Here is a 23976-nt window from a genome sequence, read left to right on the forward strand (position 1 = left end):
GGGTTCGGTCGGCGTTGCCGGAGTTGATCAAGGCTGACCCAAGCACTCGAAGTCGCTATTGACAACAGAATGTCAGCAAAACCTCCGACTACTTCCGGGGTGGTAGCGGGACGAAGCCCGAGGTCCGCCTCATGTAGTCGGCGTACGCCGGCTTGCGTCTCGCCAGGTGCTTTTCGAGCATCGGCTTGCCGGAGGCGAACCCGACCAGATAGGTCACGATCACCGGCGACAGTGCCGCGACGGCGCCCTGCCAGTCGACGGCTGCGGGCAGCCACAACCCGAACCACAGCAGTGCCTCGCCGAAGTAGTTCGGGTGGCGGGTGTAGCGCCACAGTCCGGTGTCGAGGACGCTCTCGCTGCTCGTGCGGCGCGCCTGATACGTCGCGAGCTGACGGTCGGCCACGGCCTCGAAGGCGAACCCGGTCAGCCAGACGGCAGCACCGATCACGTCGAGCGGCGTGTTGCCGCCGTGCTGGTACATCGCGATCTGCAACGGCATCGAGATCGCGAACGCGAGGACCGCTTGCGGCAGGTAGACCCGCACCAGGGCGTACGCCGCAACGGAGCCGCGCGCCCGGGACAGGATCGCGGCGTAGCGCGGGTCCTCGCCGTGCCCCTTGCTTCGCTGCCCGATGTGGCCGGCGAGGCGCAGCGCCCAGATGACGGACGTGACCAGGACCACCGTGCGGCGGGCGGCGTCGCCGTGTGCCGGGATCGACCCGCAGAACGCCGCTGCTCCCATCGCCGCGATCGCCAGGCTCCACGTGACATCGACGACGTTGTAGCGCCCGATGCGCCGCCCGATCAGCCAGGTGACCCCGAAGGCGACGATGTCGACGGCGGCGGTGATCGCCAGACCGGTGGCGAGCCGGTCACCCGCGAACGAGCTCACCTCACCCGCTCGCGCGGCGTGCGACGTCGTTGCGCGGGCGACGGCGACGGCTCCCAGCCGGTACGGGTCGGCGGCATCCCGCTGATCCCGGCGGAGGTCGGCTTGACCGACAGGATCTGATCGACGCCCATCCGGTTCTCGGCGAAGGCGAGCGCCCCGCCCGCGAGGTAGAGCCGCCAGACCCGCGCCTGGGTCACCCCGACCGCTGCGACGACCTCGTCCCAGCGCCGGTCGAGCTGACGCTGCCAAGCGGCCACCGTGTGCACGTAGTGCTCCCGCATCGCGTGGACGTCGCGGACCTCGAACCCCGCGGCGGCCAGGATGGCGATCGTCTCGTGCACCGGGCGCATGTGCATGTCAGGCGTGATGTAGCGCTCGATGAACGGCCCCCCGCCGGGGTGCGAGCCGCTCCGGGACATCTGCTGCACCAGCAGCCGGCCCTCGTCGGCGAGCAGCCCGTGCAGCGACGCGGCGAACGCTGGGTAGTTGCCCTTGCCGACGTGTTCGCCCATCTCGATGACCGAGATCGCGTCGTACGGTCCACCGGCAAGGTCTCGGTAGTCCAGCAGCCGCACGTCGACGAGGTGCCCGAGGTCGAGCTCGTCGACCCGGGCGGTCGCGAACGCCAGCTGCTCCGCCGAGATCGTGATGCCGGTGACCCGCGCGCCGTACTCGCGGGCGGCGTGGATGGACAGTGCGCCCCAGCCGCAACCGACGTCGAGCAGGTGCTTGCCGGGCGCCAGACCAAGCTTGCGGCAGATCATGTCGAGCTTGTCCCGCTGTGAGTCCGCGACGTCGTAGGCCGGGTCGTCCGACGTCCAGTAGCCGCACGAGTAGGCCATGTTCTCGTCGAGCAGCAGCGAGTAGAGCGTGTTCGAGACGTCGTAGTGGTGGTGGATCACCGCGGCATCTCGCCGTTTGGTGTGCAGCCGACCTCGCAGTCGCAGCTCGCCGTCGGGCGGCGCGGGGCGGCGCAGCGCGCCGTTGCCGGCGAGCAGGCGCAGCCCGGCGAGCACGGTCCGCGCGTCGAGCCTGCTCCGCGGCGAGGCCGTGCCGGGTCGACGCCGGAGCGCCTCGCGGCGGGCGTCCCACACCGCGGACAGGCCGGCCGCGATGTCGCCCTCGACGTCGAGGTCGCCCGCGATGTAGGCACGCGCCATGCCGAGTTCGCCGGGCGCCCACGCGATGTGGGCGAGCGCGCGGGGGGAGTTGAGCACCGCGACCGGCGCGCCGTCGGGTCCGGCGCTGCTGCCGTCCCACGCCCGGATCGCGACCGGCAGCCGGCCGCCGAACATCGGTGCGACCAGCTCGGCGATCGCGTCGGCGACGTCCGACGTCACGGCGTCGCTCCTCGGGTGAGCAGGAGCTGGACGACGTCGAGGTACCCGGCGGCGAACCCGCCTTGGCAGTACGCGAGGTAGAAGGTCCACATCCGCCGGAACGTGTCGTCGAACCCGAGCGCCTCGACGTCGCGGGCGTGGGCCTCGAACGACTCGCGCCACCGGGCGAGCGTCTCGGCGTAGGACTGCCCGAAGGACAGCTGATCGGCGATCTGCAGCGTCGTGTCGGCGCCGACGATCTCTTCGATCGCCCGCACGGACGGCAGCAGGCCGCCCGGGAAGATGTACTTGTGGATCCAGGTCCACGACCGGCGCGAGGCGAGCATCCGGTCGTGTGGCATGACGATCGCCTGGATCCCGATCCGCCCGCCGGGCGCCAGCCGCGCGTCGAGCGTCGAGAAGTACGCCGGCCACCACTTCTCACCGACCGCCTCGATCATCTCGACGCTGACGATCGCGTCGTAGGTGCCCGTCACGTCGCGGTAGTCGCGCAGCAACACCTCGATGCTGTCGCTCACACCGGCCGCCCGCGCGCGGTCGACGGCGAGTGATGCCTGTTCGACCGAGAGCGTGATCGTCGTGACCTTGGCGCCGCGTTTCGCCGCACGAATGGCGAGCTCGCCCCAGCCGGTGCCGATCTCGAGCAGCCGGGTGCCCTCGGTGACACCGGTCTGGTCGAGCAGCCGGTCGATCTTGCGGTGCTGCGCGTGCGTCAACGACTCCCGGGACGGGTCGGCGAACAGCGCGGAGGAGTAGGTCATCGTCTCGTCGAGGAACAGCGCGAACAGGTCGTTGGACAGGTCGTAGTGCCGCGCGATGTTTTGCCGTGCCCCGTTGCGGTCGTTGTCCTCGCTCGCCGGCTGGTGGGCGTCGTACCACCGGCGCAGCCACTGCAACCGGGCCGGGATCAGCGTGCCGACCTGGCGGGCGAGCGGCTCGATCGCCGCGGCGAGATCGGGTGCGTCCCAGTCGCCGGCCATGTACGACTCGCCGAACCCGATCTTCCCGTCGCGGCCGAGCCGGGTGAAGAAGCTGTCCGGGGACAGGATCCGGATGACCGCAGCGTCCGCTGGCCCGAAGCACGCGCCGTCGGGAAGCTCGACCCGCAGCCGGGCGCGGTCTGCCACCCGGCGCATCACCGTGCGCGCGATCGCGGCGCGCAGGGGGGCCGGCTTCGGTGGCGCCATCTCCGGCCAGCGCGCGAGGTCCACGCCGCGCGGCGGTGCGGAGGGCCGGTCGGCGGTGCGCCGCGTCCGGGGATCAGTTGCAGTCATCGGGGGACAACCTCCAGTCCGCGTCGCCACAGCCGGATTCCTTGCCAGCGGATCAGGGTCGTAACACGCAACGGCGCCGCCGGATAGCGCAGCCACAGGCCGAGCAACGAGCGGGCGGTCGCGGGCCGGCGTACGCCGGTCATCGTCGCGGAGAACGGCTCACCGTCGCCGCGGTCCAACGTCACGGACACCGCGACCCGCTCGCCGGGCTCGGGCACGTTGATCTCGTAGCGGCCGTCGACCGGGTAGAACGGCGAGACGTAGAGCACCTTGTCGGCGCTGGCCCGTCCCGCGGCGTCCGGGTGAAGAACGTAGGCGTGGCGGCCGCCGTAGGTGTTGTGGACCTCCGCGACGACGGCGACCAGATCCTCGCCGTCGTAGCACCAGAACACGCTGAGCGGGTTGAAGACGTAGCCGAGCACCCGGGCGTTGGTCAGCATGAGCAGCCGGTCGGCGGCGATGCCCGCGTCGCGAAGCGTGGCGCGGATGTCCAGGTGGTCACTCGGGTCGAACGCGGCCAGCCAGCGCAACGGTCGCGGCAGCCGAGGGGGTGCGTCGAAGTCGACGAGCCAGCAGAAGCTGCGGTAGCGGAAGGCGTTGCGCACCGGAGCGGTCCGGGTGTGGCGGATCGTGACGTCGTAGAGCGCCGGCGTTGTGCTCACCACGACGCCCCGAAGCTTGCCGCCGCCTGCGCGCCGGACCGGCAGCCGTCCTCGTGGAACCCCCACCCGTGATAAGCCCCCGCGTAGGCCGTCCGCGCCGTGTTCAAGGCGGGCAGCAGGGCCTGCGCGGCCACCGACTCTCGCGTGAAGATCGGGTGTTCGTAAGTCATCTCGCTGATCATTGCCTCTGCCGCGATCTGCCCGCCAGGGTTGAGAGTCGCCAGATGCGGCACCGCTGTCGGCAGGTGCTGCAGCCGGGTGAGGTCATAGGACACCGTGACGTGGTCGGTCGCCGCGGCGCACGACGGCAGCCGGTAGTTCCACGAAGCGCGGGCGTTGCGTGATCGTGGCAGCACCGACGTGTCGGTGTGCAACACGGTCGGGTTGGACGAGTAGCCGAAGGCGCCGAGCGCTTTCGTCTCGGCGGCGGTGGGGTCGGCCAGTAGTGACAACGCCGTGTCGGCGTGTGTCGCGATGACGACCCGGCTGAACTCGTGTCGGTCGTCGCCGTCGTCGCGAATGGTGACACCGTCCGGGTGGCGGGCGATCGTGCGAACCGGCGTCGAGTCGCGTACCGCTGTCAGCTGCTTGGCGGCACGCTCGACGTACGTGCGGCTGCCGCCGACCACGACCCGCCACTGCGGCGACCCGGTCACGCTGAGTGCGCCGTGGTTGGACAGGAACGCGAACAGGTAGCGCGCCGGGTAGCGCAGCGAGTCGCCGGGTGCCGCCGACCACACCGCGGACACCAACGGGACGAGGAAGTGCGAGACGAAGTAGGCCGAGTGCCGCTGCGCCCTCGCGAACTCACCCAGCGTGGTCGAGTCGTCACCCGAGGCCAGGTGGCGTCGTGCCGCGCGATGAAACCGGGGGACCTCGGTGAGCATGCGCAGGTAGCGCGCCCGGCCGAGGGCGCCGGCAGTGGGGAACAGGCCGGTCAGCCCGCGGGCCCCGGCGTACTCCAAGCCGCACTGCGCGCAGGAGACGGACATGCTCATCTCGGTGGGGCGGGTCGCCACCTCCAGCTCGGCGAACAGCTGGATCAGCCGGGGATAGGTGTCGGCGTTGTGCACCAGGAAGCCGGTGTCGACGGCCAGCAGTCCGGCGTCGGCGGTGAGCACGTCATGGGTGTGGGCGTGCCCGCCGAGGCGGGGCTCGCACTCGAACAGCGTCACGTCGTACCGGCGCTGGAGCAGGTAGGCGGCGGTCAGCCCCGCCACGCCTGCCCCGACAACGGCGACCCGTTCTCTGCTCACGACGGATGTTCGCCGGCCACCCCGGATTCGGATCACAACTGGCACGCTGGTGAGAGGGACGTCACATCTGCGGCTTCACTGCCGATCGAAGTGATCCGGTCGCGGGTGGCGTGCGAATGCCGAGCGTGCCGATGCTGGAAGCCCTAGACGGGAGGCGAATGCGCGCCGAGTCGCAGGAGGACGCAGTCCTCGTTCGTGAGCTGGCCGCGGGAAGCGAGCCGGCGCTCGAGGCGCTCTACGCCCGGTACGGCGCGGCTTGCTACCGCCTGGCCCACCGCATCCTCGCGGACGCCCAGCTCGCCGAGGACATCGTGCAGCAGGTGTTCCTCGCGCTCTGGCAGGGTTCCGGCTACGACCCGTCGCGGGGCGCGTTGAGCACGTGGCTGCTCGGCGTGACCCATCACAAGGCCGTCGACATGGTCCGGCGCGAGGAGCGCCGCCGTGCCGACCACCTCGACTCCCACGCAGCCGGGCTGCCCTCCGCCGGGCCGGGTCCGGAAGATCTGGCGTGGGAGGGGCTGCGCGCCGAGCGGACCCGCGAGGCGTTGCGCGAGCTGTCCGCGGAACACCGCGAAGTCCTGCTGCTCGCCTACTACGGCGGCTACACCCAGTCCGAGATCGCCGACCTCACCGGCCTGGCGCTCGGCACCGTCAAGAGCCGCACGTTGCACGCGATGCGAGGACTGCGCGCCCGCCTCGCCTCGACACTCATTACGGAGGAGGACAGGCCGCGATGAGCGGACGTGCCGACCACAGCGAGTGGGACGAGCTGGTCGCCGGGCAGGCGCTGCACGCCCTCGACGGCGCCGACGCGGCACGCCTCGCGACGCACCTCGAAGGTTGCCCGGACTGTCGGGCCGAGCTCGACGCGCACGCGTTGACCGCGTCGCACCTGGCCTCCCTCGCCGACGACGCGCAGACCCCCCCGCCGCCGTGGTCGCGGATCCGGGCCGGCGTACTCGCAGCAGCGACGGTGGATGGCAGCGGTGTCCACGACGAGCTCGCGGCACGCCGGGAACGGCGCCGGCCCGCGCAGTGGCTGCTCGCTTCCGCGGCCGTCGTGCTGGTCGCGGCGGGCGCCACAGTGACCGGTTGGCAGGTGCTCGGGTCGCAAGCGGGCGGCAGCAAGCAGCCGGCCGCGATCGCCACCTGCTCGGCGGCCGGATGTGCCGAGATCGAGCTGCGGTCCGCCGACGGCGTCGACCGCGCCGCGGTGATCGTGAGCCATGGCGCGGTCCAGGTTCAGCCGATCTCGCTGAGCAAGCCGGCGGGCGGACGTACGTTCGTCCTCTGGCAGCTTCCGCGTGGCGGTGCGCCGATCCCGCTGGGCGAGTTCAGCTCGACCACCTCGGCGTCACGCCCGCATCGGCTCGCCGTGTCCATGGCCGAGACGACGGCGTTCGCCGTCAGCAGCGAGCCCGCTGACGTCGAACCCACCGCGCCGACCGACGTCCTCGCGCTGGGCGGCGCGACAGCCTGATCGGTCCCCGCGCCGACGCAGGTCAGGACTTCGGCGTCAGGCTCTCGAGGGTCAGCGAGTAGCGCTCCTGGTATTGCACGCCTTGCTGGGTGGCGTCGACCGTGCCGCTCTCCTTCACGAGCACCGGCTTGGCCGTCTCGATCCAGTAGTCCTGCGTCGACGTACCGCTCTCGGCGCCGGTCACGCGGACGTCGACCCGCACGTGGAGCACCCGTACCGACGTCCCGCCGACGGAGAGGGTCGAGTAGCCGAGCACGTGTCCGGCCTCGGTCGCCGTTGCATCCGCCGAGGAGCATTTGTAGTTCCACACGTGCCCCGCTTTGACGCCCGGCTGGTAGATGAAGGCGTCATTGCCACACGTGAAGCGCTCGCCGCTGCTGATGCCGAAGAAGCTGATCGTCGTGTCGTAGGAGGCCATGCGAATCGCGGTTCCCTCGGGGCACAGCTCCTGGGTCTGGACATGCTCCGAGACCGGCTTCCAGGTGCTCTCGACACCGCAGCCCGCCGCCTTGTTGGTGATCGTGGTCGTCGAGGGGAAGGTGCGCTTCGTGCCCGGGAGGCTGGTCTGCTCGTAGCCCGTGGTGGCGTAGCTGAAGGTGCCGAGCACGCCCGCGGGTACGGCGGCAGGGTGCTGCGAGCCGACCGGCGACGGGCTGGCGACCGGGCTCGTGGCCGCTGACGCCGTCGCGCTCGCCGAGGCGTGCGGCGGCGGGCTCGCGATCGCCGTGCCCCGCGGCGCGGGAGTGCCGTGCGGCGTCGCCGAGCGGCTCGAGTGCGGCGCTGCGGTGGCCGGCGTGGCCGGGGTGCCCGTGCCCCGGTAGGCGCTGGCGCCGGGTCGCGGTGTGGCGGAACCGGCCTTCGGCCCGGTGTCGCCCGCGTTGTGCCCGCTGATCGCGAAGGCGCCGACGACGATGACCACGGCGCAGCCCGCGCCTACCAACCAGGTCGACCAGGTGCCGGTGCGTTGCGTCATGGGGAAAGTCAACCAAACCGCCGATGACCCCGGCCGGGTCGCATCAGATCAGGGCCGGGTGTCGACCTCGCCGTCGGGCTTGCCGGGCGGCACCTGCGGGTACTCCGAGACGCCTTCGTGGGCCATCGACGGGTCATTGGCGGTACGGCCCTGCTCGTCGCGCGGCTCGGGCGGGGGCGCGCCGCCGACCAGCGGGCCTTGGCTGGCCTCGTTCGGGCGATCTGCGGCGGGGGGCGCGTCCGGCGAGGTCTTGGGGTCGGGGCCTTCGGGTTGCGTGGTCATCGCTGGGCAATCGGGGCGGTGATCAGCTCGTCGGGGATGCCGAAGGCATCGACGAGGAGCCCGGCGTACGGACGTAGCTCGTGGCAGAGATCGTTGACGGTGCTGGTCACGGCCTTGCTCCGGGTGGGGGTGAGTCGGTTGTGCTCGAGGAACCACGCCCGTTCGCGCTCGATCACGGACAGTGCGTGCAGGTCGCAGACCCGGTTCAGCAGCGCCGCGACCGCGGGATCGGCAACGTTGCTGATGGCCGAGTCGAACGCCTCGAGAATGCGGGCGTCGATGTGGGCCCGGGCCGCCAGCAGCAGCTGGTCCTGAGCCTGGTTGAACACCTCGAACGGATCTGCGTCGGACTCGAACCCCTTGCGCAGGCGCCGGGCGAGCCCTTCGAGGACGTGCCGTTCGCGCCAGCCGAGCAGGGCCAGCTGGTGCTCGCGGTCGAGCAGGTCGGTCTCGTCGGCGCTGCGGGTCGGGACCGCGTCGACCAGGCGCTGGATCAGTCCCCGCGCCCCTGACCGCTCGATGACGATCTCTGCGATCTGCTCCGCCGCGAACCGGACCGTGCCGATGGTGTCGAGATCGCCGAACTCCGCCTGGTAGTTGGTGAGCAGCGACTTCGCGGCGAGCTGCAGCAGCACGGTGTTGGCGCCTTCGAAAGTCGTGAAGACGTCCAGATCGGCGCGCAGCCCGACCAGCTGGTTCTCGGCAAGGTAGCCCGCGCCGCCGCAGGCTTCGCGGCAGGCCTGGACGGTCGCCGACGCGTGCCAGGTGGAGGTCGCCTTGAGCGCGGCGGCGAAGGTCTCCAGCCGCCGCCTGCCCTGCTCGTCGTCCTTGGGGGTGTCGTGGAGCTCGGCGACGAGCTCGGCTTGCGCGAAGGTCAGCGCGTAGGTCTGGGCGAGCGCCGGCAACAGGAGTCGCTGGTGGGCGAGGTAGTCCAGCAGCGGGATCTCGGTGTCGGTCCCGGGCGCCTTGAACTGGCAGCGGCGGTCGCTGTAGCGCACCGCGATCGTCAGTGCGTTCTTCGACGCCGCCAGCGCGGCCCCGGAGATGCTGATCCGGCCCTGCACCAGCGTGCCGAGCATCGTGAAGAACCGCGCGCTGGCGCTCTCGATCGGGCTCGAGTAGACGCCGTCGGCGGACACCGCGCCGAACCGGTCGAGCAGGGCCTCGCGGGGCACGCGCACCTGGTCGAAGGACAGCCGGCCGTTGTCGACTCCGTTGAGACCGGCCTTGTATCCGTCGTCTTCGATCGTGACGCCGGGCATCGGGTTGCCGGCGCCGTCCCGGATCGGGACGACGAGGGCGTGGACGCCGTGGCTGTCCTCGCCGACCTGGAGCTGGGCGAACACGACCGCGACCTGCCCGTCGCAGGCGGCGTTGCCGATGTAGTTCTTGGTGGCCAGCTCGTCGGGAGTGTGTACGACGAACTCGCCGGTGGCCGCGTCGTACGTCGCCGTCGTCCCGAGCGACTGCACGTCCGAGCCGTGGCCGGTCTCCGTCATCGCGAAGCAGCCCATGAGCTGCAAGGTCATGATGTCTTCGAGGTAGCGCTTGTGGTGCTCGGGATTGCCGAGGTTTCGGATCGCGCCGCCGAACAGCCCCCACTGCACCCCGGACTTCACGAGCAACGACAGGTCGGCGTGCGCCTGCATCTCGAATCCGGTCACCGCGCCGCCGGTGTCGCCGAGCCCGCCGACCTCCTTCGGGAACAGCAGCTTCGGCACGTCGGTGCGGGCCACCGCTGCAAGCTGCTCGCTCACCCGCGCCCGCTGCTGCGCCATCGACTCGCCGATGCGCGGCTTCAACATCGGGTCCCTCAACAACTCGCGCACCTGCTCGCGGACGTGCTGCCAGCGGCCGTCGAGGACACGGCGCAGCGCCGCGACGTCGATCTCGGCGGGCAGGGCAGGAAGTGGTTCGCTCATGTCACTGTCGGCGTACCCCTGACTCGGCCGGTTGATGCCCGTGGCGTATGTCACGCGCGGTGTTGCCCAGCGCGCCACGGGTAGATCGAGTCAGTGAGACTGCTGCGCAAAGCCCTTCCTACGCGCGACGTCGCCGCCCGGGCGGTCGAGGTCATCGAGGCCCGGATGCACCCCAACTTCCGCAACGCGGTCGCGGCAGGCGTCGTGGCGCTCGCCGCGCTGCTCGCCGGCAACAGCGTCGACGGGTTGCACGCCCACTCGTCGCGTCGATACGTCGCTATCGGCCTGGCGGTCATCTTCGCGGTCTTCGGGATCGTCGCCACTCGAAGCGCGGCGCGAGAGGCCGCGCGGGTCGCCGCCCTGCGAGGCGGACCCGGCACCGCGACCGCGGTCCGGCTCGGTGTCGGCGCCGTCGGCTTCGTGATCGTGCTGCTCGCCACGCTCGACCTGCTCAACGTCCGCATCGAGCGGCTGCTGCTCGGCGGAGCGATCACCGGCGTGATCGTCGGCATCGCGGCCCAGCAGTCTCTCGGCAACCTCGCCGCCGGCGTCATCCTGCTGGCGTCCCGGCCCTTCAGCGTCGGGCAGCGAGTGAAGGTGCGCTCCGGCTCGCTCGGCGGGACACTCGAAGGCTGCGTGACCTCGATCGGCCTCGTCTACACCTGGCTGGACACCGACGACGGCCCGGTCGCGCTGCCGAACCTCGGTCTGTTGAGCGCGGCGGTCGGGACGGTTCGCGAGCCCGGCAGGCCTTCCATCGTTTACCCGGGTGACGCGGCCCGAGCGAGTCGGCCTATCGGACGGCACACTCTTGTCAGATGATCATTGCTGCACCGTGCGTAAACCTGGGGAGGGACGCACATGGCCAGGGCTCGAGAAGAGGGCAAGGCGGGGGCGGGCAGCGCGCTGCCCATTCAGGCGGGTCCGCCTGAGCTCGACTGCGATGGGTTCGCCTCGGCGCTGCTCGCCGCGTCGGGGCTGCTGGTCAACATCTCCGGGCGTTCGGTCGGGGAGGTCGATCGCCGTACGACGCTGACCCAGTTCCGGACGATGGCCGTCCTCGCCCGGGGGGACATCAATCTGTCGCGGCTCGCCAGCGAGCTGGGCGTCAACGTCTCCACCGCGATGCGCAGCATCGACCGGTTGATCGCGGCCGGCTACGCGACCAGGCAGGAGAACCCGCTCAGCCGCCGCGAGGTGGTGCTGTGCCTGACCCCGGAGGGCAAGGCGTTCGTAGGTCTCGTGGCGGAACGCCGCCGCTCCGCTATCGAGCGGCTGCTCGACGCGATGCCGCACGAGTCGCGGGCCGGCCTGATCGCGGGGCTGGGGGCGTTCGTGGTCACGGGTGAGCAGGCGGGGATCCGGCCCGCGGCGCAATCCGCGCTGGGGTGGTGAACCGGCCAGCGGCATCGCGTCGTCGCTGGTAGAGATGTGGCCATGACCGACGCGCCCACCGCGACCAGAATCGCGCCCAGCGATCGCGAGACCACTCAGCCGCTGCTCAACATCTTCCGCACGCTGTCCCGCAACCGCGACCTCTACAAGGCGTTCCTCGCCCTCGGCGGCCACCTGCTGCGCGGCGAGGCGCTGCCGGCGCGCGAGCGGGAGATCGTGATCCTGCGGGCGGGCTGGAACTGCGCGTCGGAGTACGAGTTCGGTCAGCACACCGTCCTCGGCGCAGCGGCCGGCCTCAGCGAGCAGGAGATCGCAGCGCTCGCAGAGGCCGCAGCGGTCGACTGGAGCGAGGACGATCGGGCGCTGATCGCGATGGTCGACGAGCTGTGCTCCGCCGACGTGGTCGGCGAGGGCACGTGGCAGGCGTTGAGTCACCGTTGGAACGACGAGCAGCTGCTCGAGCTCCTCGTGCTGGCGGGGTTCTATCGCCTGGTGTCGGGGCTGCTCAACAGCGCCGGGGTCGCGCTGGAGGCAACGACGCCGGGATGGCCGCCGGCCGCCCAGCCGCGCCGCCGCGCGCCGCGTGACGGCGAACCGTCGTGAGCGGCGCGCTCGCCGGTCGCCGGCTGCTGGTCATCGGCGGCGGCACGCGTGAGATCGGAGACCCTGACGCGCCGCCCGGCAACGGCCGCGCGATCGCGATCCTCGCCGCCCGCGAAGGCGCCGCCGTCGCGGTCACGGACATCGACGCGCAGGCGGCGCGGCGTACCGCTGAGCTGGCCGCCGCCGAGGGCGTGGCGGCCCATCACCTCGCAAGCGATGCCGCCGACCCGGCATCCGGCGCCGAGGCGACCGCCTGGGCCGAGCAGCAGCTCGGCGGGCTGGACGCGCTCGTGCTCAACGTGGGCATCGGTGCCGGCAGACGCATCGACGGGACCACGGCGCAGGAGTGGGACACCGTCTTCGCGGTCAACGTCCGGGCGCACTTCCTGACGTTGCAGGCTGCTCTCCCGCTGATGGGCGAAGGGTCCTCGACCGTGCTCATCTCCTCGATCGCCGGCTTGCGGCCGGGTAGCGGCATCCCGTCGTACGACGCCTCCAAGGCGGCGCAGATCGGGCTGATGCGTCAGGCGGCGCGCGAGGCGGCCCGTACCGGCGGTCGGGTCAACGTGGTGGCGCCGGGCCTGATCGACACCCCGCTCGGCCGGCTGGCCACGTTGGGGCGTCCCAACCGCGCGAGCACCCGGGTGCCGCTCGGCCGGCAAGGCACGCCGTGGGAGGTCGCCGCGACCGTGGTGTTCCTGCTCAGCGACGCCGCCAGCTACATCACCGGCCAGACGATCGCCGTCGACGGCGGTCTGACGACGATCGGCTGAGGAGCTCACCCATGACAGTGCTGATCGACGACACCGGCACCCCTCACCGGCTCTCCGGCGACGACTGGCTGGTCGACGTCGCCGAGCTCGCCGCCGCCAGCGGCTGGAAGCTCGAGCCGTCGGGCCTGTGCCGCGGCTCGGCATGCGTCCCGCTGCGCGAGTCCGGGCTCGTCGCCGACGGCGGGCGGGTCGACCTGCGGGCATGGGCGGACGCGCTGAGCTATGCGACCGCGCGCGACGACGAGCACGGCGTGCTCGCGGTCGCCTCGCCCCCTGACCTGGCCCGGGTGGCGGCGGTCGGGGACGAAGCCCCCGACCTCGAGCTGCCCGACGTCGACGGCGGTCTGCACCGGCTCTCCGACGCGGCCGGCCGCAAGCGGGTGCTCCTCACCTGGGCGTCCTGGTGCGGCTGCCGCCACGAGCTCGCCAGCTGGCAGGCGCTCTACACCGAGCTCGCGCCGCTGGGACTGTCGATCTTCTCGGTCGCGCTCGACAACTCACCCGAGGACGCGCGTCCGTGGATCGAGGCCGCCTGCCCGACGTACCCGGTCGTCGTCGACGCCGCGCACCTGAGCGCCGAGCGCTACGGGATCACCAACGTGCCGAGCACGGTGTGGGTCGACGAGGCCGGCCGGATCGTGAAGCCGGCGACCATCTCGCCCGGTGACGACCAGTTCCGGGACTTCACGCAGATCGACGCCGCTGCGCATCACGAGGCCCTTCGAGCGTGGGTGCGCGACGGCGTGCTCCCGGCTGCGGACGCCGCGCCGCAGCGCGGCCCCGAGGAGCAGGTCGCCTTGGCCGAGCGCCGGCTCGGCGCCTGGCTGCACGCGGCCGGGAAAACCGACGCGGCGCTCGCTCACTTCCGCCGGGCCGTCGAGCTCGCGCCCTGGGACTGGACGGTACGACGGGGCAGCCTCGCGATCCGCGGCGAGGACCCGTTCCTCGGCGAGGAGTTCGTGTCCTTCTGGCAGGAGTGGGACGAGGCGGGCCGGCCCGGCTACGTCGCGACGCCGGCGCCGGACGAGCCGAGCGCCCGGCGCTAGCCGCTCGGTTCGAAGATCACCACGGGGATCTCGCGGGTGGTCTTGTTCTGGTACTCGCCGTAGAAGGCGTGGGCGGCGACCACCTTCGGCCACAGCTCCGCGCGTTCCTGCGGGTCGGCCACCCGGGCGTGCATGGTGCGGGTGCGGCCCTCGACGGTGAGCTCGACGGTGCCGTTCGCGCGGATGTTCCGGCACCACTGCGGCTCCCGGTCGTCGCCACCGAACGACGCGATCAGGATCACCGTCTCGCCGAGCTGGAGCGGCGTCGTGGCCATGATGGTGCGCGGCAGTCCGCTGGTCCGGCCGGTCGTCGTCAGCTTCACCATCGGCATCCCGCGGCCGCGGTGGAACAGCCGCCCGCCGGTCGCGCTGAACAGGGCGGTGTGCAGTCGGGTCCCGTAGCGGTAGACCAGGTCTTTGGCGGGCACGACAGCATCCTCGCGCATGATCCAATCCGGCATGCGACGCGCTGGGCGCGGGGATACGGTTTCGCTATGACGCAGGCGGCGGTGTCCTTCCAGCCGTTCGAGCCCGGGTTCACCACCGATCCGTACCCGACGTACGCCGCGCTGCGCGAGGGCGCGCCGGTCGAGGAGCACGAGTTCGGCTTCTGGGCGTTGTGGCGCCACCGCGACGTCAGCGAGCTGCTCCGGTCGAAGATGTCGGTGGAGGACCGCAACGTCACGACCTTCAGCCCGATGCGCGGCCGGTACGAGGAGATCTATCGCGAGGCCGAGCGGTCGCGGCGCGGCGGCGGGATGTCGATGCTCGACCGCGACCCGCCCGACCACACCCGGTTGCGCCGGCTGGTCTCGAAGGCCTTCACGCCGCGAACCGTCGACGCGCTCACGCCGATGGTCGAACGGCTGGTCGCCGAGGCGCTCGACCGGATCGAGGACGAGGGCACCGTCAACCTGATTGACGCGCTGGCGTTCCCGCTGCCGTTCGCGGTGATCTCCGCGATGCTCGGCATGCCGGAGAACGACGTCACCCGTCTGCGCGAGCTGTCCGCGACGATCGTCCGGTCGCTCGAGCCCGTCCCCGACGAGGACACCGTGCGGGCGATCATCGCCGCTGAGATCGAGATGTCCGAGCGGACGGCGGCCGCCATTGCATGGAAGCGCGACCATCCGGCCGATGACCTGCTGACCGGGCTGATCGACGTGCATGACGGCGAGGACGCGCTCAGTGACGACGAGCTGGTCTCACAGGTCGTCCTGCTCTACGTCGCCGGCCACGAGACCACGGTCAACCTGATCGGCAACGGCACGCGCGCGCTGCTCGACCGTCCGGACCAGGCCGAGCTGCTGCGGGCCGACCCTGGGCTCGACGACAACGCCGTCGAGGAGCTGCTCCGCTACGACAGCCCGGTCCAGCTCTCGCGACGGATCACGACCGAGGACTATCCGACCAGCGGACACGTGATTCCCGCCGGCCGGGTCGTTCTTGCCAGCCTGGCCTCCGCCAACCGCGACAAGACGGTGTTCGGCGCCGATGCCGACCGGTTGCGGGTGGACCGGGTGAACGCGAAGCATCACCTGTCCTTCGGCGGCGGCGTCCACCACTGCCTGGGATCGTCCCTGGCGCGCCTGGAAGGGCGGGTTGCGATCGGCGGGCTGTTCCGCCGCTTTCCCCGGCTGTCGCTTGCCGGAGAGCCGGTCCACAACGGCCGCATCAACCTGCGGGGGCTGACGGCCCTTCCGGTGGCGATCCGATGACGGTGACCAGCCTCGCCGGCAAGCTTCTGGTCGCCAGCCCCACGCTTCGGGCACCGGAGTTCTTCCGGAGTGTCATCGCATTGCTCGAGCACAACGACGACGGCGCGCTTGGGTTGATCATCAACCGGCCCGGCGACGCATCGCTGCTCGACGTCGTACCTCCGGTCGCCGACATCGCCAGCGCGCCCGCCGTCGTGTTCAGCGGGGGGCCGGTGCAGCCGGAGATCGCCATCGCGCTCGGCGTCACCGACGGGTCGTCGAGCGCGGGCTGGCGCCCCATCGTCGGGCCACTGGTCACCGTCGACCTCGACTTCGACCCCGCGATGCTCGCCGCGTCGCTGCGCGAGCTGCGTGTGTTCGCCGGTTACGCCGGGTGGTCGGGCGGGCAGTTGGAAGCAGAGATCGCCGACGGTGCGTGGTACGTCGTCGAGCGGTTGCCGGAGGACACCTTCGCCCTGTCTCCCGACCGGTTGTGGGCGCAGGTGCTGCGACGGCAGCCGTGGCCGCTGTCGGTGGTCTCGACCTATCCCGTCGACCCGTCGATGAACTGAGGCTGCAGTGCCCAACGAGACCGACCGCCCGAGCGGCGAGCAGTACGTCATCCGCCACGGCGTGCAGGAGGCGGTGGCGGTCGAGGTCGGCGGGGGGCTGCGGACCTACCGCATCGGGGACCGCGACGTGCTGGACGGGTACGCCGCGGACGCGATGTGTGACGGCGCGCGCTGCCAGACGCTCGTCCCGTGGCCGAACCGGGTGCAGGACGGCAGGTGGACCTGGCAAGGCACCCCGCAGCAGCTGGCGCTGACCGAGCCGGAGCAGCACAACGCGATCCACGGCCTGGTGCGCTGGTTGTCCTGGCATGTCGTCGAGCACGTCGAGTCGTCAGTGACCTTGCGCTGCCGGTCGATGCCACAGCCGGGTTACCCGTGGCAGCTCGAGGTCACCAACCAGTGGTCGCTCGGCGAGGAAGGGCTGACCGTCGACACGACGATTCGCAACGCGAGCGCCACGGCCGCGCCGGTGGCCGCGGGTTTCCATCCCTACCTCACGGTCGGCACCGCCACGATCGACGAGGCACTGCTCACCATCCCCGCCGCGACCCGGCTGCTGACCGGGGCGCAGCAGATCCCGACCGGCACCGAGCCGGTCGCCGGCACGGCGTACGACTTCACCTCGGCCCGGCCGATAGGCGATCTGGAGATCGACCACACCTATGCCGACCTCGATCGGGATGCCGACGGCAAGGCCCGGCTGCACCTGGCGGCTGCGGACGGGTCGGCCGCCGTCACGGTGTGGGTCGCCGCCGCCTACCCCTATCTGGAGATCTTCACCGGCGACGCGCTGCCCGACCCGGCCCGGCGCCGCCGCGGGCTGGGCGTCGAGCCGATGTCGGCGCCCCCCAACGCGATGGCAAGCGGTGAGTCGCTCGTCACGGTCGAGCCGGGTGGCGAGTGGCGTGGCGCCTGGGGCATCGTCCCGGCGAGCTGACCGGACGTCGAGCATGGTGGTGGATCGGATCGCGTCGATGGGGTACGGCGCGGCGCGTGGCGGCTGGAACGCCGCCGCGGTGGCACACCGGATCGGGTTGACCTCGCTGATCCGCCCGGACCGCCTGGTCGGCATGGCCGCCGCGATGCGACGGTGGGGACGGACTCCCGCCGGCCTGTACGCCGCCAACGCGGCGCGCGACCCGCAGGCGATCGCGGTGATCGACGAGCGCGAAGCCGTCACGTTCGCCGACATCGACCGGCGCAGCAGCATGGTCGCCGCGGCGCTCGCGGACAAGGGGGTCGGGCCGGGCGACGCGGTCGCGCTTCTGGCCCGCAACTCCGCGGCGTTCGTGATCGCCTTGGTCGCCATCTCGAAGGTCGGTGCCGACACGCTCTACGCCAACACCGGCTTCGCCGGGCCGCAGCTCGGCGAGGTGCTCGAAAGCGAGAACGCAGCCGCGGTCATCGCCGACGACGAGTTCGCCGCCATCGTGGACGAGCACGCCGGCTCGCGGCCGGTGCTGTGGGCGTGGGACGAGGCGAACGACGCGCCGCCGGACAGCGTCGCCGGCATCGTCGCGGCCGCCCGGGGTGCGGTCCCCGACCTGCCCTCGCCGGGTGTCGAGGGGCGTCACGTGATCCTGACCAGCGGCACCACCGGGAAGCCCAAGGGAGCCGCCCGCAGCTCACCGACCGCGCTGTCCAGCCTGGTGAGCTCGGTGTCGTTCCTCGCTGCGATCCCGTACCGGGCGAACGGCGTCACCGTCCTCGCCGCTCCCGCCTTTCACGCGTGGGGACTGGGCAACCTCACCATCGGCATGATCCTTCGATCCACGTTCGTGATGACACGGCGCTTCGACCCGGCCGTGACCCTCGGGCTGGTCGAGGAGCACCGCGCCGACACCATCGCGGCGGTCCCCGTGATGTGCCAGCGGATGCTTGACGTCGAGGTCACTCCCGACACCTCGAGCCTGCGGATCGTCGCGCTGTCCGGCTCGGCGCTCGCCCCGACGCTGGCGACGCGGTTCATGGACCGGTTCGGTGACGTGCTCTACAGCCTCTACGGCTCCACCGAGATCGCCTACGTCAGCGTCGCCGGGCCGAAGGATCTGCGCGAGGCACCGACCACCGCCGGCCGGGTGTTGCAGGGCGTGACGGTCCGGATCGTCGACGAGGACGGCGACGACGTCCCGGCGGGAGAGGTCGGCCGGATCTTTGCCGGCAGCGGGATGTCCTTCGAGGGCTACACCAGCGGTGAGGACAAGGCGCGGCTGGGGAAGCTGGCCTCGATCGGCGACGTCGGCCGGATCGGGCCGGACGGCCGGCTCTACGTCGAAGGACGCGACGACGACATGATCGTCTCGGGCGGCGAGAACGTGTTCCCGGCCGAGGTTGAGGACGTGCTGCACGGCCATCCCGACGTGGCCGACGTCGTCGTGGTCGGCGTGGCCGACGACACGTTCGGGCAGGCGCTCGTCGCGCACGTGGTCCTGCGCGACGGCGCGGATGCCTCCGCGGCCGACCTGCGGGCGCACGTCAAGCAGCGGCTGGCGAACTACAAGGTGCCGCGACAGGTCGAGTTCCACGACCAGCTGCCGCGCAACGAGACCGGGAAGGTGCTCAAGACGCGATTGGCTGCCCCGTCAGCCTGACGCCGGCGGCCCGCAGCTGCTCCAGGGCGGCCTCGACGGTCTCCGGCGCGACGCCTGCGGTGTGGTCGAGCAGCACGGTGGTGGCGAATCCCTCGGCTGCCGCGTCCAGGGCGGTCGCGCGCACGCAGTGGTCGGTGGCGATCCCGACGACGTCGACCGAGTCGACGTCGTGGGCGCGCAGCCAGTCCGCAAGCCCGGCACCGTCCGGCCCGGTTCCCTCGAAGCCGCTGTACGCCGCCCGGTAGGCGCCCTTGTCGAAGACCGCGTCGATCCGCTGGGTGTCCAGCGCCGGGTGGAACTGCGCGCCCGCCGTACCGGCGACGCAGTGGGCCGGCCAGCTCTCGACGTAGTCCGGGTGATCCGAGAAGTGCTCACCCGGGTCGCGGTGCGCGTCACGCGTGGCCACCACGAGCGGGTAGTCCGCGCCGGTGAGCAACGTGCTGATCCCCGCCGCGACGGCCGCACCGCCCGACACCGCGAGGGACCCGCCCTCGCAGAAGTCGTTCTGCACGTCGACCACGATCAGTGCCCGCTTCATGGCGCGATTCTTTCCCAGACGGTCTCGATCGCCGGCTCGCCGGGGGAGAGCTTCATCGCGTGCAGCGGCAGCTCCGCGCACGAGCGCCGGCAGCGGGCGCGAGCCCCGTCGAGATCGGTGTCGGCGACGACCGCCCCGTCGCGCACCACCGGTTGCTGCAGCGCACGCTCGCCGTCGACGGTGTCGCCCGCGGTGAAGCGGAGCACTTCTGCGACCGCCTTGCCGTGGACGATCCGGCGAAACGCAGACTTGCGGCCGCCGGTCGACGTCTTGCCGGCCGACCGCTTCTCGACCTCGGCCCAGTCGCCGGCGTCGTCCTTGCGGCAGACCAGCTTGTAGACGAAGCCCGCGGTCGGGGTGCCGCTTCCGGTCACCAGCGACGTGCCGACGCCGTAGCCGTCCACCGGAGCGGAGGCGAGGCCGGCAATCGCGTACTCGTCGAGGTCGCTGGTCACCACGATGCGCGTGCTCGTGGCGCCGAGTGAGTCCAGCAGCGCACGGGCGTCCCGGGCCTGGGTCGGCAGGTCGCCGGAGTCGAGCCGGACCGCGCCGAGCTCGGGGCCGGCGACCTCGATCGCGGCGCGGATCCCGGCCTCGACGTCATAGGTGTCGACCAGCAACGTCGTACCCACACCGAGCGCGTCCACCTGAGCGCGGAACGCCGCGCGCTCGTCGTCGTGGACGAGGGTGAAGGCGTGCGCCGCGGTCCCGGTCGTCGGGATTCCCCATCGCCGCCCGGCGGCGAGGTTGGAGGTTGCGGTGAACCCACCGATGTAGGCGGCACGTGCGCTGGCGATCGCGGCTTCCTCGTGAGTACGCCGTGAGCCCATCTCGATGCACGGCCGACCGGCGGCGGCGTTGACCATCCGTACCGCGGCGGTCGCGACGGCGCTGTCATGGTTGAGGATCGACAGCACCAGAGTCTCGAGGACCACGCACTCGGCAAAGCCGCCTTCGACGGTGAGCACCGGCGAGCCCGGGAAGTACACCTCGCCTTCCGGGTAGGCGTCGATCGAGCCGGAGAACCGGTAGCTCGTCAGCCAGTCCCGGGTGGTGGCGTCGATCACGCCTGCGGCCTGCAGGAAGCCGAGGGCGTCGTTGTCGAAGGTGAACTCCGGCAACACCTCGGCCAGCCGGCCGAGTCCTGCGACGACGGCATAGCGACGGCGGCCGGGAAGCGACCGGGCGAACACTTCGAACACGCATCGCCGGTCCGCCGCCCCGCTGCGCAGGGCCGCCTCGACCATGGTGAGCTCGTACTGGTCGGTGAGCAGCGCCGGGCTGGTCACGACCGGATCTCGTCCGCGACCGGCTGCGCGTCCGGAACCGGCGGTGTTGCGACGGTGGGTTGCGGCCGGCGCAGCATGAGGATCACGCCGAGCACGACGGCGACTGTAGCCGCCGCGGAACGCACCGTGAACGCTTCGCCGAGCAGCACCGCCCCGAGCGCGACGGCGACGACCGGGTTGACGAAGGCGTACGTCGTGACCAGCGACAGCCGGGCGTTGCGCAGCAGCCACACGTAGGCGGTGTAGGCGACCATCGAGCCGGCGACGACGAGCCAGCCGAACGCGAGCCAGGCGCGGTAGTTGACCGCGGCGAGGTGCAGGTCCCCGAACTCGCCGGTCAGTGCGGCGCTCACCAGGCAGCCGATCCCGCCGCAGAGCATCTCCATCCCGGTGGTGACGAGCGGCCGCCGTGCGGTCGGCGCGTCCTGTGACCACACCGACCCGGCGGCCCAGCTGAGCGCGGCGACGACGACGATGACCACTCCCGAGACGCTGGCCCGGCCGCTGCCGGAGCCCACGACCAGCGCGGCGACGCCGGCGAATCCCAACGCCAGCCCACACAGATGGAAGCGGGTCACGCGCTCCCGGCCCAGCGCGGCGGCGAACAGGGCAGCCCAGATCGGGACGGTCGCGACGACCACCGCCGCGACGCCGGACGGGATGCGCTTCTCGGCGACGCTCACCAGCCCGTTGCCGCCGAACGGCAACGCGAGCCCGATCACCGCGGCCGCTCCCCACTGCTTCCAGCCCAGCCGGTCGGCCAGGCCGTCGGGCGCCGGCTTCGTGATCGTGAAGGCGAGCATCAGCAGGCCGGCGAGGACGAACCGGGCGCCGGCGAGGACCAGCGGCGGGATGGCGGCGCCGTGGCTCGGGTGGACCGCGACCCGGATGGCGAGGTAGGTCGAGCCCCACAGGACGTAGACCAGCCACAGGGACAGCCACACCCGCGAGCTCGACGGCTGTTCTCCCATTCCTCGACCCTACGAACCGCTCCCACCGGTTTTCGGGGGCGATGATGGAGGCATGACGGCGCCGACCATCGAGCGCTCGCAGACCCCGGGCGCCTGGGAGACCGAGGACCCTGACCGGCCCTGGGTCACGATCGTCTGGAACGACCCGGTCAACCTCATGAGCTACGTGACCTGGGTGTTCCAGAAGCTCTTCGGCTACAGCCGCGACAAGGCGACGGCACTGATGATGGACGTCCATCAGAAGGGCAAGGCGGCGGTGTCCACCGGGACGCGTGAACAGATGGAGCACGACGTCGCCCGGCTGCACGCGGCGGGGCTGTGGGCCACGCTGCAACAGGACTGAACCGACAGATGGGGAAGGTACGCCGGCGCGGCAGCGTCGTACGGGTCGAGCTGGAAGCGGGCGAGGTCGTCCTGCTCGCCAGCCTGGTCGGCCAGGTCCGTTCCCTGCTCGTCTCCGGGCTGCCGCAGGCCGCTGACGCCGACGACCCGCTGGCCGCGATCGTGGGGCTGCCCGCCGGCCCGCCCGCGACCCCCGACGACCCGGCGCTCGCCAGACTGCTTCCCGACGCCTACCGCGAGGACCCGGACGCCGCCGCGGAGTACCGCAGCCTCATGGAGGGCGACCTGCGCAGCCAGAAGGCGGCGGTCCTCCAGCGGGTGCTCGACGACCTGTCCGGGACCGGCGCGCGGCGCGGCGACGCGCAGCGCTTCGATTTGCCGGAGGAGGCGATCACCCCGTGGTTGTACGCGCTCACCGACGTACGGCTCACGCTGGGCACCCGCCTCGACGTGTCCGAGGACTGGGAGGCCGACCTCGGCCGTTTCGACCCGCAGTCGCCGCAGTTCGCGGGGTTCGCCGCCTACGACTGGCTGAGCTGGCTGCAGAACGCGATCATCGAAGCGGCCTAGCCACTCGGTAGCCTCGCGCCGTGCTCCGGATCTCCCGTGATCTCTACGACGCGATCGTCGACCACGCCCGTCGCGACCACCCCGACGAGGCGTGCGGACTGCTGGCCGGCCCGGCCGGCAGTGACGCGCCGCAGCGGTTCGTCCCGATGCTCAACGCCGCCCGCTCGCCGACGTTCTACGAGTACGACTCGATGGAGCAGCTGCGGGTGTGGCGGGAGATGGACGAGCGCGACGAGGAGCCGGTCGTGATCTACCACTCGCACACCGCGACCGAGGCCTACCCGTCGCGGACCGACATCAGCCTCGCCGCGGAGCCGGGCGCCCACTACGTCCTCGTGTCCACCCGTGATCCCGACACGGTGGAGTTCCGCAGCTACCGGATCATCGACGGCGAGGTCACCGAGGAGCCGGTCGAGATCGCTGCCTGAGCCAGGCGGCCAGCCCGGAATCAGTGGTCTCCCGGTCGTGTTGGGAGAATGTGACCATGGCGATCGAAGCACGCATCCCGACGATCCTGCGCAGCTACACCGGCGGCGAGAAGACCGTGACCGGTGAGGGCAGCACTCTGCAGGAGCTGTTCGTGGACCTCGACTCCCGGCACGAGGGGCTGCGTGGCCGACTGGTGTCCGAAGACGGCTCGCTGGCGCGCTTCGTGAACGTCTACCTCAACGACGAGGACGTGCGCTTCCTCGGCGGTGTCGAGACGCCGTTGTCGGACGGCGACGTCGTCACGATCCTGCCGGCCGTCGCCGGCGGCTGACCGGGCGCGCTGCCACCGTGCGGTACGACTCGCTGCTCGACTCCCTCGGCCACACTCCGCTGGTCGGCCTGCCCAACCTCTCGCCGTCAGCCGACGTACGGCTGTGGGCGAAGCTAGAGGACCGCAACCCGACCGGCTCGATCAAGGACCGCCCGGCGTTTCGGATGGTCGAGCGGGCCGAAGCCGACGGCCGGCTGACACCCGGCTGCACCGTGCTCGAGCCGACCAGCGGCAACACCGGGATCTCGCTGGCGATGGTGTGCCGCCTCAAGGGCTACTCGCTGATCTGCGTGATGCCGGAGAACACCTCGGTCGAGCGGCGGCAGCTGCTGGAGATGTACGGCGCGCAGATCCGGCTCTCGCCCGCGGCGGGCGGCTCGAACCAGGCGGTCGCGGTCGCGAAGCAGCTTGCCGCGGAGAACCCGGACTGGGTGATGCTCTATCAGTACGGCAACCCGGCGAACGCCGACGCGCACTACGCGACGACCGGGCCCGAGCTGCTCGCCGACCTGCCCGAGATCACCCACTTCGTCGCTGGGCTCGGCACCACCGGCACGTTGATGGGCGTCGGGCGCTACCTGCGCGAGCACGTGCCGGGCATCAAGATCGTCGCTGCCGAGCCACGTTACGGCGAGCTGGTCTACGGCCTGCGCAACATCGACGAGGGCTTCGTCCCCGAGCTCTACGACGCGTCGGTGCTCGACACCCGGTTCTCGGTCGGGCCGCAGGACGCCCTTCGGCGTACCCG

General features: G+C 71.5%; 28 protein-coding genes. 16 read left to right on the top strand and 12 right to left on the bottom strand.

Annotated features, from left to right (window positions below; translation table 11 throughout):
- Positions 1-88 precede the first annotated feature (88 nt).
- From VG899_12180 to VG899_12200, 5 genes are read right to left on the bottom strand one after another with little or no spacing between them, the layout of a single operon-like run.
- On the bottom strand, positions 89-892 hold the full coding sequence (locus VG899_12180; GenBank protein HWA67110.1) for a DUF1295 domain-containing protein: 804 nt from the start codon (positions 890-892) through the stop codon (positions 89-91).
- On the bottom strand, positions 889-2232 hold the full coding sequence (locus VG899_12185) for a cyclopropane-fatty-acyl-phospholipid synthase family protein (protein ID HWA67111.1): 1344 nt from the start codon (positions 2230-2232) through the stop codon (positions 889-891). The genes VG899_12180 and VG899_12185 overlap by 4 nt, the downstream gene beginning before the upstream one ends.
- Positions 2229-3506 carry a cyclopropane-fatty-acyl-phospholipid synthase family protein gene (locus tag VG899_12190; GenBank protein ID HWA67112.1) on the bottom strand — a complete coding sequence of 426 codons (1278 nt, stop codon included), beginning with the start codon at positions 3504-3506 and terminating at the stop codon, positions 2229-2231. Before VG899_12190 ends, VG899_12185 begins: the two co-directional genes overlap by 4 nt.
- On the bottom strand, positions 3503-4168 hold the full coding sequence (locus VG899_12195) for a DUF1365 domain-containing protein (protein ID HWA67113.1): 666 nt from the start codon (positions 4166-4168) through the stop codon (positions 3503-3505). Before VG899_12195 ends, VG899_12190 begins: the two co-directional genes overlap by 4 nt.
- A complete protein-coding gene (locus VG899_12200) occupies positions 4165-5424 on the bottom strand; it encodes an FAD-dependent oxidoreductase (protein HWA67114.1) in 1260 nt (419 codons plus the stop codon). Before VG899_12200 ends, VG899_12195 begins: the two co-directional genes overlap by 4 nt.
- Before the next feature lie 158 nt (positions 5425-5582).
- Between VG899_12200 and VG899_12205 the strand changes: the two genes are divergently transcribed.
- Positions 5583-6161 (top strand): sigma-70 family RNA polymerase sigma factor, encoded by a 579-nt coding sequence (locus VG899_12205; protein HWA67115.1) that lies wholly within the window; start codon positions 5583-5585, stop codon positions 6159-6161.
- A complete protein-coding gene (locus VG899_12210) occupies positions 6158-6904 on the top strand; it encodes an anti-sigma factor (protein ID HWA67116.1) in 747 nt (248 codons plus the stop codon). The genes VG899_12205 and VG899_12210 overlap by 4 nt, the downstream gene beginning before the upstream one ends.
- A 22-nt stretch (positions 6905-6926) precedes the next feature.
- On the opposite strand, the gene VG899_12215 is transcribed toward VG899_12210, so the two are convergent.
- The 3 genes from VG899_12215 to VG899_12225 are packed head-to-tail and all read right to left on the bottom strand — an operon-like array spanning position 6927 to position 10081.
- Positions 6927-7877 (bottom strand): hypothetical protein, encoded by a 951-nt coding sequence (locus VG899_12215; GenBank protein HWA67117.1) that lies wholly within the window; start codon positions 7875-7877, stop codon positions 6927-6929.
- Between the two features lie 48 nt (positions 7878-7925).
- Positions 7926-8159: a hypothetical protein gene (locus VG899_12220; GenBank protein ID HWA67118.1), complete on the bottom strand. Its 234-nt coding sequence runs from the start codon at positions 8157-8159 to the stop codon at positions 7926-7928.
- Complete coding sequence (locus tag VG899_12225; GenBank protein ID HWA67119.1) at positions 8156-10081, bottom strand: acyl-CoA dehydrogenase; 1926 nt, start codon at positions 10079-10081, stop codon at positions 8156-8158. Before VG899_12225 ends, VG899_12220 begins: the two co-directional genes overlap by 4 nt.
- 93 nt (positions 10082-10174) lie before the next feature.
- Between VG899_12225 and VG899_12230 the strand changes: the two genes are divergently transcribed.
- The 5 genes from VG899_12230 to VG899_12250 are packed head-to-tail and all read left to right on the top strand — an operon-like array spanning position 10175 to position 13898.
- The gene (locus VG899_12230) at positions 10175-10903 is read left to right on the top strand and encodes a mechanosensitive ion channel family protein (GenBank protein ID HWA67120.1); all 729 of its coding nucleotides are present in this window, start codon (positions 10175-10177) and stop codon (positions 10901-10903) included.
- 39 nt (positions 10904-10942) lie between these two features.
- Positions 10943-11476, top strand: coding sequence for a MarR family transcriptional regulator (locus VG899_12235; GenBank protein HWA67121.1), 534 nt, complete (start codon positions 10943-10945; stop codon positions 11474-11476).
- Positions 11477-11518: 42 nt separating this feature from the next.
- Positions 11519-12079 (top strand): carboxymuconolactone decarboxylase family protein, encoded by a 561-nt coding sequence (locus VG899_12240; protein HWA67122.1) that lies wholly within the window; start codon positions 11519-11521, stop codon positions 12077-12079.
- Positions 12076-12852, top strand: coding sequence for an SDR family oxidoreductase (locus VG899_12245; GenBank protein ID HWA67123.1), 777 nt, complete (start codon positions 12076-12078; stop codon positions 12850-12852). Before VG899_12240 ends, VG899_12245 begins: the two co-directional genes overlap by 4 nt.
- An 11-nt stretch (positions 12853-12863) precedes the next feature.
- Positions 12864-13898 carry a TlpA disulfide reductase family protein gene (locus VG899_12250; GenBank protein ID HWA67124.1) on the top strand — a complete coding sequence of 345 codons (1035 nt, stop codon included), beginning with the start codon at positions 12864-12866 and terminating at the stop codon, positions 13896-13898.
- Here VG899_12250 and VG899_12255 read toward each other — a convergent pair.
- On the bottom strand, positions 13895-14326 hold the full coding sequence (locus VG899_12255; GenBank protein HWA67125.1) for a nitroreductase/quinone reductase family protein: 432 nt from the start codon (positions 14324-14326) through the stop codon (positions 13895-13897). The two genes, VG899_12250 and VG899_12255, sit on opposite strands and share 4 nt — an antisense overlap.
- Positions 14327-14392: 66 nt before the next feature.
- On the opposite strand from VG899_12255, the gene VG899_12260 reads away from it, so the two are divergent.
- From VG899_12260 to VG899_12275, 4 genes are read left to right on the top strand one after another with little or no spacing between them, the layout of a single operon-like run.
- The gene (locus tag VG899_12260; GenBank protein ID HWA67126.1) at positions 14393-15616 is read left to right on the top strand and encodes a cytochrome P450; all 1224 of its coding nucleotides are present in this window, start codon (positions 14393-14395) and stop codon (positions 15614-15616) included.
- Complete coding sequence (locus VG899_12265) at positions 15613-16167, top strand: YqgE/AlgH family protein (protein HWA67127.1); 555 nt, start codon at positions 15613-15615, stop codon at positions 16165-16167. Before VG899_12260 ends, VG899_12265 begins: the two co-directional genes overlap by 4 nt.
- Before the next feature lie 7 nt (positions 16168-16174).
- Positions 16175-17104 carry an aldose 1-epimerase family protein gene (locus VG899_12270; GenBank protein HWA67128.1) on the top strand — a complete coding sequence of 310 codons (930 nt, stop codon included), beginning with the start codon at positions 16175-16177 and terminating at the stop codon, positions 17102-17104.
- A gap of 13 nt (positions 17105-17117) precedes the next feature.
- A complete protein-coding gene (locus VG899_12275) occupies positions 17118-18758 on the top strand; it encodes an AMP-binding protein (protein ID HWA67129.1) in 1641 nt (546 codons plus the stop codon).
- Here the strand turns inward: VG899_12275 and VG899_12280 are convergent.
- Genes VG899_12280 through VG899_12290 form a run of 3 tightly spaced genes read right to left on the bottom strand, consistent with a single transcriptional unit; the run spans position 18727 to position 21556 of the window.
- The gene (locus VG899_12280) at positions 18727-19296 is read right to left on the bottom strand and encodes an isochorismatase family protein (GenBank protein ID HWA67130.1); all 570 of its coding nucleotides are present in this window, start codon (positions 19294-19296) and stop codon (positions 18727-18729) included. The two genes, VG899_12275 and VG899_12280, sit on opposite strands and share 32 nt — an antisense overlap.
- Positions 19293-20585, bottom strand: a complete 1293-nt coding sequence (locus VG899_12285; protein HWA67131.1) for a nicotinate phosphoribosyltransferase — start codon at positions 20583-20585, stop codon at positions 19293-19295. Before VG899_12285 ends, VG899_12280 begins: the two co-directional genes overlap by 4 nt.
- Positions 20582-21556, bottom strand: a complete 975-nt coding sequence (locus tag VG899_12290) for an EamA family transporter (protein ID HWA67132.1) — start codon at positions 21554-21556, stop codon at positions 20582-20584. Before VG899_12290 ends, VG899_12285 begins: the two co-directional genes overlap by 4 nt.
- A 52-nt stretch (positions 21557-21608) precedes the next feature.
- Here VG899_12290 and clpS point away from each other — a divergent pair, with 52 nt between their 5' ends.
- From clpS to VG899_12315, 5 genes are all read left to right on the top strand, one after another.
- Positions 21609-21899 carry an ATP-dependent Clp protease adapter ClpS gene (gene clpS / locus VG899_12295; protein HWA67133.1) on the top strand — a complete coding sequence of 97 codons (291 nt, stop codon included), beginning with the start codon at positions 21609-21611 and terminating at the stop codon, positions 21897-21899.
- An 8-nt stretch (positions 21900-21907) separates the two neighbouring features.
- On the top strand, positions 21908-22468 hold the full coding sequence (locus tag VG899_12300; GenBank protein ID HWA67134.1) for a DUF2017 domain-containing protein: 561 nt from the start codon (positions 21908-21910) through the stop codon (positions 22466-22468).
- Between the two features lie 20 nt (positions 22469-22488).
- The gene (locus VG899_12305; GenBank protein ID HWA67135.1) at positions 22489-22896 is read left to right on the top strand and encodes a M67 family metallopeptidase; all 408 of its coding nucleotides are present in this window, start codon (positions 22489-22491) and stop codon (positions 22894-22896) included.
- 56 nt (positions 22897-22952) lie between these two features.
- Complete coding sequence (locus VG899_12310; GenBank protein ID HWA67136.1) at positions 22953-23228, top strand: MoaD/ThiS family protein; 276 nt, start codon at positions 22953-22955, stop codon at positions 23226-23228.
- Between the two features lie 17 nt (positions 23229-23245).
- Positions 23246-23976, top strand: a 731-nt coding sequence (locus VG899_12315) for a pyridoxal-phosphate dependent enzyme (GenBank protein ID HWA67137.1), incomplete at its 3' end; no start/stop codon positions are given.

The sequence above is a fragment of the Mycobacteriales bacterium genome (assembly GCA_035550055.1).
Classification (GTDB): Bacteria; Actinomycetota; Actinomycetes; order JAFAQI01; family JAFAQI01; genus DASZTV01.